The organism is Stenotrophomonas genospecies 5 (assembly GCF_054473825.1).
The window spans coordinates 140,654-153,463 of sequence record NZ_JBTMUW010000002.1 but is presented as its reverse complement, the minus strand read 5'-3'; the positions used below and the strand labels follow the sequence as shown (position 1 = coordinate 153,463).

Below are 12,810 nucleotides of genomic sequence, written 5' to 3'. Positions count from 1 at the left end.
GGGCCATGCCCGGCGAGCGCGCAGCGCGGCGCTTCACTCTTCGGCGAATGCGCCGCGCAGCAGGCCGGCGAAGTTGCGGATCAGCGGCGTCACTCCCTCACGGCGCCATGCCAGCTGCACCTCCGAGTGCGCGCCGGCATCGGCCAGCGCGACAAAGCGCGCGCCTTCCACCCGGATGTGGTCGCACGAGGACGGCAGGATCGCCGCACCCAGGCCAGCCGCCGCCAGGCTGATCAGCGTGGACGCCTCACCGGCTTCCTGCACGATGCGTGGAGTGAATCCGGCAGCCGCGCACAGCGCGATCATGTGGTCATGGATGCCGGCGCCGGCACTGCGTCGAAATGCCACGAACGGTTCCTGCGCGAACGCACGCAGCGACAGCGTTCCCTGTTCCGGGAGCCGGCGCAGGGCAGGGTGGTCGGCATGCACGATCAACGCCAGCGGATCGACGAACAGGCTGTGCGCAACCAGTTCCGGCGGCAGCGCGCGCTTGCGGATGATGCCCACGTCCAGTGAACCGTCGAGCAGGGCGTCGATCTGCTGCAGCGTGTTCATCTCGCTCAGCTGCAGCCGCACCTGCGGATACTGCTGGCGGTAGCGCAGGATCGAGCGCGGAATCTGCGGCGACAGCGGTGTGGCCCGGGTCAGCCCGATATGCAGCTCACCCTGTTCGCCGCGCTGTGCGCGCTGCACCTCGTCCACTGCCGTCTCCACCTGCTGCACGATGGCCCGCGCGCGCTCCTGCAGCAGGTCACCGGCAGGCGTCAGCTGCACGCGGCGATGGCTGCGCACGAACAGGCGCGCCCCGATCAGGTCCTCCAGCTGGCGGATCTGCTGGCTGAGCGGCGGCTGCGACATGCCCAGCCGCTCGGCCGCCTGGCCGAAGTGCAGGGTCTCGGCAACGGCAAGGAAATAGCGCAGGTGGCGCAGTTCGATGGACATGCGCCCAGTCTATTCATCGCCAGCCGGAAATGAATCAGAGGTTGGATCCGACCCCGTGCCGACCAACGGTCGGCATCCGCCAACAGCAGCTGGCACTAAACAGCAGAGGGAAACTGTCGAAGGCGGGGTGGGTCCGGTTGCGGGGGTGTGAGCGGCATGGATGCCGCGACCAAGCCCCCATGGACGGGTTTACGGCGTCCCCCGCAACCGGACCCACCCCGCCGTCCCACACATAGCCAGCTGTTGCCGTTGCTTCGGCTTGAGGCTTCGGCAGATGCAGGGCGGCAGCCCTGCAAACCAGAACCCCCTCACCGCTCGGAATGCCCGCTCTGGTCGTAATCGCGCGGGCTGAACAGTTCCGGCTGGATCAGCTCGATGAACGCTCGTGCCTGCGCCGACAGCGCCTTGCCGCGGCGCACGATCACGCCATAGCTGCGCTCCGGGAACCAGCGCTTCATCGACCGCGCCGCCAGCCGCTCGTGGTCGGCCTCGTTCAGGCACAGCGCCGGCACGATGGAAATACCCATGCCCATCGCCACGTACTGCTTGATTACTTCCCAGCCGCCCACCTCGAGGGCGACGGTGTACGCGATGCGATGGCGCTGGAACACCTGGTCGACCAGACGGTAGGTGATCTGCCGCTTCGGCGGCAGCACCAGCGGATAGCGGGCGATGTCGGCCAGCTCCAGCTCCGCGCCCCGGGCCAGCGGATGGTCATGCGGCGCGATCAGCACCTGCTCGAAACGATAGGCCGAGGCGTAGCTGAGGTCGGCGGGCACGTCGGTCATCGAGCCGATGGCCAGGTCAGCGGCGTCCTCGCGCAGCAGGTCGGTGCCGTCCGCGCTGATCGCGTTGTGCAGGGTCAGGCGCACGTCCGGGTGATGCATGCGGAAGCGCTCGACGATCTTCGGCAGCAGGTACAGGATGGTCGAACTGTTGGCCGCGATGTTCAGTTCGCCCGCATCCAGCCCGCGCACCTTGTCGCGGAAGCGCGCCTCCAGCCCGTCCAGGCTCTCCACCAGCGGTTGCGCCATTTCGTACAGCAGCTGGCCCTCGCGGCTGGGCACCAAGCGGCGGCCGCTGCGCTCGAACAGCGGTACGCCCAGCTCCCGCTCCAGCGCCTGCAATTGCAGGCTGATGGCCGGCTGGCTGACGAAAAGCGCCTCAGCCGCCCGTGAGACTGAACCCAGACGCACGGTCTGGCAGAACGCACGCAAGGGCTTCAGGCGGTCGGATTTGTAGGAAAAACGAGGACTTGGCGAGCTGTGCGTGGTCATGGCGTAACGAGTATTAGCACAATTTATGTAAAGCATTGCAAAAACTGTTTTGCCAAATACTGAGCGCCAGCGGCACGGTGGAGATGTTCCCCACTGCTGGAGTCGTCCCATGTCCGCCGTCGCTTCCGCTGTTCCCTCCCCCGCCGCCAAGGCCACGCCCGGCATCGCCCTGGCGACCCGGGTGGCCGGCCAGGACACCCTGCTGCCGGCGCCGCTGCTGGCCCTGCTGGTGTCGCTGCACCGGGCGGTGGAGCCGGGTCGGCAGGCGCGGCTGCAGGCTCGCCGTGAGCGCCAGGCGTTCTTCGACCGCGGCGGCCTGCCGGACTTCCGTGAGGACACCGCCGCGATCCGCAGCGGCGACTGGACCGTCGCACCGCTGCCGGCCGCGCTGCAGGACCGCCGCGTCGAGATCACCGGCCCGACCGATCCGAAGATGGTCATCAACGCGCTGAACTCCGGCGCCAAGGTGTTCATGGCCGACTTCGAGGATTCGACCTCGCCGACCTGGCGCAACCTGCTGGCCGGGCAGCAGTCGCTGGCCGCTGCGGTGCGTGGTGACCTGGAGTTCACCGCGGCCAACGGCAAGCACTACACCCTGCGCCCGTACGACGAGCAGGCCGTGCTGATCGTGCGCCCGCGTGGCTGGCATCTGGACGAGAAGCACGTCCGCATCGATGGCCAGTTCCTGGCCGGTGGGCTGTTCGACGCGGCAGTGTTCGCCTTCCACAACGCCCGCACGCTGCAGCGCAAGGATCGTGGCCCGTACTTCTACCTGCCCAAGCTGCAGAGCATGGAAGAGGCGGCCCTGTGGGAGACCGCGCTGTCGCACATCGAAGGCATGCTGGGCCTGCCGCACGGGCAGATCAAGGTGACCGTGCTGATCGAAACGCTGCCGGCGGTGTTCGAGATGGACGAGATCCTGCACGCGCTGCGCGACCGCATCGTCGGCCTGAACTGCGGGCGCTGGGACTACATCTTCTCTTACCTGAAGACCTTCCGCCGCCACGCCGACCGCGTGCTGCCCGAGCGCGGCCAGGTGACCATGACCCAGCCGTTCCTGAAGGCGTATTCGGAACTGCTGATCCAGACGTGCCACCGCCGGGGGGCACATGCGATGGGCGGCATGGCGGCGCAGATTCCGATCAACAACGACGCCGCTGCCAACGAGCAGGCGATGGCGCGTGTGCGTGCCGACAAGCTGCGCGAGGTGAGTGCAGGCCATGACGGCACCTGGGTCGCGCATCCGGCGCTGATTCCGGTGGCGATGGCGATCTTCGACGAGCACATGCCTGCGCCCAACCAGCACCACGTCCTGCGTCAGGACGTGCGCGTGGGCCGCGACGAACTGATCGCGCGTCCGCCGGGCACCATCACCCGCGCCGGCTTCGAGGGCAATGTCGAAGTCTGCGTGCGCTACCTGGCCGCGTGGCTGGACGGCAACGGTTGCGTGCCCATCCATCACCTGATGGAAGACGCGGCCACCGCCGAGATCAGCCGCAGCCAGTTGTGGCAGTGGTTGCATACCCCGGGCCAGCAGCTGGACGACGGCACTGCCATCGACCTGGCACTGCTCGACACCACCCTGGCGCAGCTGCCCGCACGCCTGGGTGATACCACGGCGCTGCCCGGCGGCGCGCGCATCGGCGAAGCCATCGCCCTGCTTGGCGAACTGAGCCGAAACGATGAACTGACCGACTTCCTGACCCTGCCGGCCTACGCGCGCATCGACTGATCCCCGCGCCCGTTTCCACGCCGCTTCCCTTCCCGCTGCACGCACCACTGAACTGGAGATAGACATGAGCACCCTGCCCACTGCCGAACAGATCCAGCACGACTGGGATACCAACCCGCGCTGGGAAGGCATCCAGCGCAACTACAGCGCCGCCGACGTGGTGCGCCTGCGCGGCACTGTCCATATCGAGCATTCGCTGGCCCGGCTGGGCGCGGAGAAGCTGTGGAAGTCGCTGCACGAGCGCGAGTTCGTCAACGCGCTGGGCGCACTGACCGGCAACCAGGCCATGCAGCAGGTCAAGGCCGGCCTGAAGGCCATCTACCTGTCCGGCTGGCAGGTGGCGGCCGATGCCAACCTGGCCGGGCAGATGTATCCGGACCAGTCGCTGTATCCGGCCGATTCTGTGCCTGCGGTGGTCAAGCGCATCAACAACACGCTGCTGCGCGCCGACCAGCTGCATCACGCTGAAGGCAAGGACGACATCGATTTCCTGCAGCCGATCGTGGCCGATGCCGAGGCCGGCTTCGGTGGCGTGCTCAATGCGTTCGAACTGATGAAGGCGATGATCGAAGCCGGCGCCGCGGGCGTGCATTTCGAGGACCAGCTGGCATCGGTGAAGAAGTGCGGCCACATGGGCGGCAAGGTGCTGGTGCCGACCCGCGAGGCCATCGAGAAGCTCAACGCGGCACGGCTGGCGGCCGATGTGCTGGGTGTGCCGACCCTGCTGGTGGCGCGCACCGACGCCGAAGCGGCCGACCTGCTGACCAGTGACATCGACGGCAACGATAAGCCGTTCACCACCGGCGAGCGCACCGTCGAAGGCTTCTACAAGACCCGCAACGGCCTGGAACAGGCCATCAGCCGCGGCCTGGCCTATGCACCGTATGCCGATCTGGTGTGGTGCGAGACCGGCAAGCCGGACCTGGAGTTCGCGCGCAGGTTCGCCGAAGCCATCCATGCGAAGTTCCCCGGCAAGCTGCTGGCCTACAACTGCTCGCCGAGCTTCAACTGGAAGAAGAACCTGGACGACGCCACCATCGCCAAGTTCCAGAAGGAGCTGGGCAGCTATGGCTACAAGTTCCAGTTCATCACCCTGGCCGGTTTCCACGCGCTGAACTACGGCATGTTCAACCTGGCCCACGGATACGCGCGCCGGCAGATGAGCGCCTTCGTCGAGTTGCAGGAGGCGGAGTTCGAAGCGGCCGAGCGCGGCTTCACCGCGGTCAAGCACCAGCGCGAGGTCGGCACCGGTTACTTCGACGCGGTCACCCAGGCGATCCAGCAGGGACAGTCCTCCACCACCGCGCTGACCGGTTCGACCGAAGAAGAGCAGTTCCACAGCGAACGCGCGGCCTGATCCAACGGTGGCCGTGCGATCGGCTGCCGACACCGCTCAGGGTGGCCAGGGAAGGGCCAGACAACGCCGGCCGGTCGGGGGACCTGCCGGCGTTGTTGTATCCCCTCGGCCCGGTCCCGCATGGCATCCGCGTCAATCGGGCGCACGCCTCGCCACGCAACTTGGCCCAAACCCTGTGAAGACGGGCATCAGCTTGATCCGGCAGGAATTTTTACGGACAGTCGTGCTCCCAAGGTGCAGCCCCCGGTCTCCACGCACCTACCGGCTGTCGATTCGTAAAAATGAGATAGGGCGCACACTTTAAAGCGGTGCTATGCTCCGCGGCTCACCAGGGGACGCTGGCGGCGGGTGCAGGGAATGACCGGCAGGGGTGCGGCCGAGAACACTGATGCAACGACCGGTATCGCCCATGTGGCGATGGCCGAGATCGTGCATGCGCTGCTGTCCGATGCCGAGGTCGCATTGTTCGCCAGATTCGGCCGGCCGCGCCGGCTCGAAGCCGGGCAGTGGCTGTTCCAGCGCGGCCATCGTGGCGAGCGCATGTATGTGATCCTGGAAGGCCGGATCGAACTGGATTTCGGCGAGGATCTGGTGATCAAGGTCCTCGGCCACCAGGAGTTCTTCGGCGAGCTGGGCCTGCTGGTCGGCGATCACCTGCGCAGTGCCGGTGCACGTGCGCTGGTCGATTGCCAGGTGCTGGAACTGGGGCCGGCCGATTTCCAGCGTCTGGTCGATGCCGATCCAGGGCTGGTGGCCTACTTCCTGCGCCGTACGATCATGCGCGTGCTGACCAACGAGCAGGCCCTGATCAGCCAGCTGCGGCGCCGCAACCACGATCTGGAAACGGCGCTCGACAATCTGTACATCACCACCCACCAGCTCACGCACACCCGTGAGCTGGTGCGTACCGACGAACTGACCGGGCTGCACAACCGCCGCGGGCTGACCCTGTACCTGCAGGAGTGCCGGGCCGATGGGCAGGGCGCACCGCAGGGCCTGCTGCTGATCGATTGTGATCGCTTCAAGCAGATCAACGACCGGCACGGTCACCAGGCCGGCGACCGGGTGCTGCAGAGCATGGGCAACATCCTGCGCTCGATGGCCGGCGAACACGACCTGGCCTGCCGCCTGGGCGGCGATGAGTTCTGCCTCATCCTGCGGCGCGGCACCCACGAAATCGTGCAGCATGCCGCCGAGTTCATCCTCAGCGCAGTGCATGGTCTACTCGAACGCAGCCATGGCACGCCCCATGTGAGCCTGGTGAGCATCGGCGCCAGCCTGCTGGCGCCGGATGCGGACTGGAGCGAGTGGTATGCGCGTGCGGACCGCGCGCTGTACCAGGCCAAGCGCGATGGCGGCAACTGCCTGCGCTGGGTGGACGCGCCGGACGGGCACTAGAGCGGAGACACCGGTGATGAAGGGCGACAAAGGAACGTCGGCGCCACACAACCAGCAGCTGCGCGCGCTGCTGTTCACCGACCTGTGCGATTCGCTGCAGCTGGTTGAGCGGATCGGTGATGTGGCGGCGGCCGAGCTGTTCCAGCAGCATGACCGTCTGGTGCTGGGTCTGCAGCAGCGCTGGAACGGGCAGCTGATCGACCGTTCCGACGGCCTGTTCGTACTGTTCGAGCGCACCATCGATGGCGTCGGTTTTGCCCTGGCCTATCAGACTGCGGTGGAGGCGCTGGGGCGTGAGCGCGGCATCGTGCTGCGCGCGCGTGCGGGCCTGCATGTCGGTGACGTGCTGTTGTGGAACAACAGTGCCGAAGCAATGGCCCATGGCGCCAAGCCGGTGGAGGTGGAGGGCCTGGCCAAGCCGATGGCGGCGCGGCTGATGCAGCTGGCATGGCCGGGCCAGGTGTTGCTGTCGGCCACCGCCGAGCACATGGCACGGCGCGCTACCTCCACGCTGCCCTGGGCCAGCGAGGCGCTGCGCTGGAAGCACCATGGGCGCTGGCGCTTCAAGGGCATCACCGAGCGCCAGGATGTGTTCGAGATCGGCCTGCGTGGCAGTGCGCCGCTGCGTCGACCGCGTTCGGGCGAGAAGGCATGGCGCGATCTACCCTTGTGGCGGCGTCCCGCGGCTGTGGTCACCGAGGCCGCGCTGGCGGTGACGCTGGGCGTGCTGCTGTGGATGCTGCTGCGCCCGGCGCCGGCCATCGCCTTCGCCGAACGGGACTGGGTGATCCTGGCCGCGGTGCAGAACACCACCGCCTATCCGCAGCTGGACAGCAGCCTGGAGCAGGCGCTGTACATCAGCCTGGGTCAGTCACGCTTCGTCAACATCCTCAGCGAGTTGAAGGTGCGCGACACCCTGCAGCTGATGCAGCGCTCGCCACAGGCACGGCTCGACCGAGGCCTGGCCATCGAGGTGGCCCTGCGCGACGGCGCACGCGCGGTGCTGGTACCGAGCGTGCTCGAGCTCAACGGCAAGGTGCGGGTCAGTGTCGAAGTGGTCGATCCGCACAGCGGCCAGACCGTCTATACGCGCTACGCCGATGGTCGAGGCCTGGAATCGATCCTGACCTCCACCGACCACGTGGTGGCAGCGCTGCGCGCCGACCTGGGCGAAGCGTTGCGTGATGTCGGTCGCGATCAGCGACCACTGCCCACCGTGGCGACGGCCAATCTCGATGCCCTGCATGCCTACGCCAAGGGCGTCGATGCCACGGCGGCCGCCCGCTACGACGACGCACTGATGTTCTACGAGCAGGCCACCCGGCTCGATCCCGCATTCGCCTTTGCCTATGTGGGGCAGATGACCATCCAGCACGCCAAGGGCAACCTGGAGCAGGCCGCCGTGCTGTACCGAAAGGCGGTCAGCCAGCGTGCCCACCTGACCGCACGCGACCAGCTGTACCTTGACGCGTGGGCAGCGGATTTCGCAGGTGCACCGCCCATGCGCATCGCCGACAAGTGGCGCCTGCTGACCGAGCTGTACCCGGACGACCCGGCCGGTTGGATGAACTACGCCAAGATCCTGTACACCCAGGGCGACTATGACGGCGCCCTGGCCGCAACGCAGCCGCTGCTGGCCCGCCAGCATTCTCGGCGTGCGCTGGTGCTGGTGTTCGTGGCGCGGGTGCAGCTGGCCCGTGGCGAAGTCGCCGCAGCCGAAGCGGCGCTGCGTGGCGCACGCCTTCATCCGGGCTGGAATGGCGATGGCATGGAGCCGGTGATCGCCGCGCTGGCTGGTGATTTCGAGGCCGCCAATGCCGGCTTTGCGGCGATGCCCGTATCGGGGCCGGGGACGCGCATGCTGCGCGCGGCGGTGCTGGCCATGCAGGAGCGCGCGCACGAGGCAGCCACCGACATGCGGCAGGTGGCTGCCCAGTGCACGACGGTCGGTGGGCTGTGCGACATCTACGCGCTGCAGGCACTGGCCTGGCGCGAACAGGAAGGCGACCACGTGACGGCGCAGGAATACCTGCGTGTGCTGGACCGGGCGCTGGCCGCGGTCGACCGTCGCCATCCTGCGCCAGCGCGCCGCAATGCATTCATCGCCCTGGCGGCGGCCTATCATGCCGCGCGCGCAGGCCACGCCTCGGTGGTGATGCAGCGCAGGGACCCGCTGCAGGCCCTGCCCGAGCGCGACGCGGATCCGCGTCTGCGCGAGCTCTGGAACCTGCTGCGTGCCCGCATGGCCTTCGACCAGGGTGACCTGGACCAGGCGCAGGACCTGCTGGCGCAGCAGCCGTCGGCGAACCTGTTCCAGTGGCGGGTGCTGCAGCTGGATCTGGTGACCGCGCGCGGCGACCAGGCCGCGGTCGCACGGCAGGCGGCGTGGCTGCAGCGCCACGCCGGCCTGGCATTTGCTGAAGACACCGGTGACTACGCTCTGTTGCCACTGAACGCGATGGATGTGCAGCGGCTGGCGGCAGGCCGCGCCGCCGCAGTGATGCCTGACAAGAGCACGGTGGCCGCGCCCTGAGGCCGGTCTATCGATCCAGGCCGGGCAGGCCATCCTCGAACAGGAACGGCACGGTGAACGAGGCACGCGCGTCCAGCAGCTCCCGCAGGCGCGGAGCGGCCTTGGCGAACTCGGCCTTGCTGCCCAGCGTGGCCAGCGGCGTATGGCAGGCGCGCACGCAGTCTTCATCGGCGCCCAGATCGAGCAGTGCCTGGCCCGGATCAGCGGCGAAAGCCTTGCGGAAGTCATCGTTGCTGGACAGGCGTTCCAGCAGCTGCTGGACGACGTGGGTGGGAAGCGGTGAAGAAGACATGGCGTGCAACCGACGGGCTGGGAAAATGGAAGTATCGGCGGCGATCGTGCGAAGTTGATGGCAGGCACGTGCATCGCGCTATGATCGGCGCCCCCGCAGGCCTTTCGATTGCACGCCGATGAGATTCCGCCGTTGCCGGACACTGTTCGTCGAGCCGGTCGAACGCCCGGCCTTTGCATTGGCCGACCTGATGGCCGGCGGCACCGGGGTGACCTTCGAGCAGCGGCTGCAGGTGCGTACCGCCCACCTGCCTTCGGCATGCGAGATCGATGCCGACAGCTGCGCCTGGCTGTTGGCCTGCAGCGCCGAGCATTGGCAGCCGATGCCGGAGGATGCGGCCTGCCGCCGCCGCGTACTGGCGCTGCTGCAGCAGGGACTGCTGGTGAGCGACGATCCGGCCCATGCCGAGGCCTGTGCGGCCGAGCAGCGCGTGCGCGACAGCCACTGGTGGCCGCTGTCGGCGCTGCACTACCAGCAATCCTGCTGGGATGGCGTGGACAGCAGCGCGGACATGCAGCGTCAGCAGCTGGTGACCGCGCGCGACCTGGTCCGCAGCTTCGGCAATCCGCCGCCGGAGGCGCCGCCACGCCAGCCCGGCGCGCTTGCGCTGCCCCGCTGCGATGATGATCCGATGCAGGAACTGCTGCAGGCGCGTGCCACCTGCCGGAATTTCGATGCGACCCGCGCGCTGCCGCTGCCGTTGCTGGCACGGCTGCTGCAGCAGGTGCTGATGGCGCAGGCACAGGTGGAAACCGATCCGGACGTGCGGTTCCTGAAGAAGAACGTGCCCTCGGCCGGCAGCCTGCATCCGCTGGAAGCCTATCTGATGGTGCGCGACGTGCAGGGCCTGGCGCCGGGGCTCTACCATTACCACGCAGTCGCGCATGAACTGGCCCCGCTGCCGGTGCAGCCCGACGATCCCGCAGGGTTCCGCCTGCGCCTGCTGGCGGGCCAGCACTGGTTCGCCGATGCCCACGTGCTGCTGGTACTGGTGTGCCGCTTCGAGCGCACCTTCTGGAAGTACCGCAACCACGCCAAGGCCTACCGTGCGGTCATGCTCGACGCCGGGCACATCTCGCAGGCGTTCTACAGCGCGGCCACCGCACAGGGCCTGGGCGCGTTCGTCACGGCGGCCATCAACGAGGCCGAGGCCGCGCGCGCGCTTGCCCTGCAGCCGATGGCGGAAGGCGCGCTGGCGGTATGCGGCTTCGGCTGGCGCGCGGCAACGATGCAGACCTCGGAGATGGACCCGGCGGGCCGTGTCTGGCCCGCCAGGATCACGCCGTAGCGTGGCTCAGGCCGCTTCGAAGTCGACCAGCACCGCGCCATCCCCGACCTGGTCGCCGGCCTTCGCCCGGTAACCCTTCACTGTGCCGTCGGCCGGTGCCTGCAGGGTGTGCTCCATCTTCATCGCCTCGAGTACCACCAGCGGCGTGCCGCGCTTGACCTGGGCACCGGCCTCGACCAGCGTGGCCACGATCCTGCCGGGCATCGGCGCCAGCAGGCTGCCTGCATCGGCCACCGCATGCTCCGACTCGCCGACCGGGTCGTGCAGGGTGAAGCGGTGCTGGCCATCGGCGCCGAACAGATACAGCTGGTCACCCTCGCGCAGCAGCTGCAGTGACCAGCGACGGCCGTCCAGCTGCACCGTCAGGTGCTGGCTGTCGAGGCGACCGAGCACCGACTGCGGGGCCGCATCATCACATTGCACACGCCAGCCATCGGCCTGTGCCCACACCTTCAGCACGTGCCGGCGCTCTCCCTGCTGCAGCGGCAGCACGCGGGGCGCGGGCGCACCCAGGCGCCAGCCATCCTGTGCGCGCCAGGGCGAATGGGGGTCGCGCGGGTCGCTGCCGGCGTCGGCCGTGCTGGCAACCGCGGCGACCGCGGCCAACTGCCACAGTGCATCGTCGCTGTCACCGACGGCACTCAGGGCGGCCTGCTCGCGTTCGATCAGTGCGGTATCCAGCCGGGCGTGCGCGAATGAATCGGTGTGGACCAGCCGGCGCAGGAAACCGGCATTGGTGGTCACGCCCACCACCTGGCAGTCAGCCAGCGCCTGGCTCATGCGCCGCAATGCGCTGTCGCGGTCCACATCCCAGACGATCAGCTTGGCGATCATCGGGTCGTAATACGGCGTGATGGCGTCGCCTTCCTCCACGCCGGTATCCACGCGCACGTTGGCCGAAGCAGCCGGCAGGCGCAGGCGGCGCAGGGTACCGGTGGACGGCAGGAAGCCGCGGTCGGCATCTTCGGCGTACAGCCGTGCTTCGATCGCGTGGCCTTGGATGGCCAGCTGGTCCTGGCGCAGCGGCAGTGGCTGGCCACAGGCCACGCGCAGCTGCCATTCCACCAGGTCGGTACCGGTGATGAACTCGGTGACCGGATGCTCGACCTGCAGGCGGGTGTTCATTTCCATGAAGTAGAAATCACCGTCCGGGCCGGCGATGAACTCCACCGTGCCCGCGCCGACGTAGCCCACGGCGCGTGCAGCGTCGACCGCCGCCTGGCCCATTGCCGCGCGGCGCTCGGCACTCATGCCCGGTGCCGGGGCTTCTTCCAGTACCTTCTGGTGCCGGCGTTGCACCGAGCAGTCACGCTCGAACAGGTAGACCGCATCACCGTGGCTGTCGCCGAACACCTGGATCTCGATATGGCGCGGGCGCTCGACATACTTCTCGACCAGCACATGGTCGTTGCCGAACGCCGAGGCGGCTTCGCGCTGGCAGCTGGCCAGCGCATCGATGAAGTCCTCGCTGCGTTCGACCTTGCGCATGCCCTTGCCGCCACCGCCGGCGCTGGCCTTGATCAGCACCGGATAGCCGATCGTATCGGCCTGCGCGCGCAGGAAGTCCGGCGCCTGCTGGTTACCGTGATAACCCGGCGTCAGCGGCACGCCGGCTTTGGCCATCAAGGCCTTGGCCGCGCTCTTGTCACCCATCGCGCGGATCGCGCTGGCCGGCGGCCCGATGAAGGTGATGCCGGCGACGGCACAGGCATCGGCGAAGTCGGCGTTCTCGGACAGGAAGCCGTATCCGGGATGGATCGCCTGCGCGCCGCTCCGGCGTGCGGCGTCGAGCAGGGCCTCGCCGCGCAGATAGCTCTCGCGTGCGGCGGCCGGCCCGATGTGGATGGCCTCGTCGGCCAGGCGCACGTGGCGGGCGTTGCGGTCCGCATCGGAATACACGGCCACGGTGGCGATGCCGAGGCGGCGGCAGGTGGCGATGACGCGGCAGGCGATTTCGCCACGGTTGGCGATCAGGACTTTGGTGAACATGG

Annotated in this window: 9 protein-coding genes; 5 read left to right on the top strand and 4 right to left on the bottom strand. The window is 68.1% G+C overall.

The window, feature by feature from the left end; translation table 11 throughout:
* Positions 1 to 33: 33 nt before the first annotated feature.
* Together ACX9OW_RS15880 and ACX9OW_RS15875 are read right to left on the bottom strand one after the other, a co-directional pair.
* On the bottom strand, positions 34 to 942 hold the full coding sequence (locus ACX9OW_RS15880; protein WP_197571502.1) for a LysR substrate-binding domain-containing protein: 909 nt from the start codon (positions 940 to 942) through the stop codon (positions 34 to 36).
* Between the two features lie 308 nt (positions 943 to 1,250).
* Complete coding sequence (locus tag ACX9OW_RS15875; protein WP_459062543.1) at positions 1,251 to 2,219, bottom strand: LysR family transcriptional regulator; 969 nt, start codon at positions 2,217 to 2,219, stop codon at positions 1,251 to 1,253.
* 109 nt (positions 2,220 to 2,328) lie between these two features.
* Between ACX9OW_RS15875 and aceB the strand changes: the two genes are divergently transcribed.
* From aceB to ACX9OW_RS15855, 4 genes are all read left to right on the top strand, one after another.
* The gene (gene aceB / locus ACX9OW_RS15870; RefSeq protein WP_459062542.1) at positions 2,329 to 3,951 is read left to right on the top strand and encodes a malate synthase A; all 1,623 of its coding nucleotides are present in this window, start codon (positions 2,329 to 2,331) and stop codon (positions 3,949 to 3,951) included.
* 64 nt (positions 3,952 to 4,015) lie between these two features.
* On the top strand, positions 4,016 to 5,308 hold the full coding sequence (gene aceA, locus ACX9OW_RS15865; protein ID WP_053518608.1) for an isocitrate lyase: 1,293 nt from the start codon (positions 4,016 to 4,018) through the stop codon (positions 5,306 to 5,308).
* 357 nt (positions 5,309 to 5,665) lie between these two features.
* Positions 5,666 to 6,706, top strand: a complete 1,041-nt coding sequence (locus ACX9OW_RS15860) for a GGDEF domain-containing protein (RefSeq protein WP_053518607.1) — start codon at positions 5,666 to 5,668, stop codon at positions 6,704 to 6,706.
* Between the two features lie 16 nt (positions 6,707 to 6,722).
* Entirely contained in the window at positions 6,723 to 9,239 is a 2,517-nt protein-coding gene (locus tag ACX9OW_RS15855; RefSeq protein ID WP_459062541.1) for a putative peptide modification system cyclase, read from the top strand.
* Between the two features lie 7 nt (positions 9,240 to 9,246).
* Here the strand turns inward: ACX9OW_RS15855 and ACX9OW_RS15850 are convergent, their stop codons facing one another.
* Positions 9,247 to 9,531 (bottom strand): NHLP-related RiPP peptide, encoded by a 285-nt coding sequence (locus ACX9OW_RS15850; protein ID WP_459062540.1) that lies wholly within the window; start codon positions 9,529 to 9,531, stop codon positions 9,247 to 9,249.
* 118 nt (positions 9,532 to 9,649) lie between these two features.
* On the opposite strand from ACX9OW_RS15850, the gene ACX9OW_RS15845 reads away from it, so the two are divergent.
* Positions 9,650 to 10,819 (top strand): putative peptide maturation dehydrogenase, encoded by a 1,170-nt coding sequence (locus ACX9OW_RS15845; protein WP_053518602.1) that lies wholly within the window; start codon positions 9,650 to 9,652, stop codon positions 10,817 to 10,819.
* 6 nt (positions 10,820 to 10,825) lie between these two features.
* On the opposite strand, the gene ACX9OW_RS15840 is transcribed toward ACX9OW_RS15845, so the two are convergent.
* On the bottom strand, positions 10,826 to 12,808 hold the full coding sequence (locus tag ACX9OW_RS15840; protein ID WP_459062539.1) for an acetyl/propionyl/methylcrotonyl-CoA carboxylase subunit alpha: 1,983 nt from the start codon (positions 12,806 to 12,808) through the stop codon (positions 10,826 to 10,828).
* Positions 12,809 to 12,810: the final 2 nt, after the last annotated feature.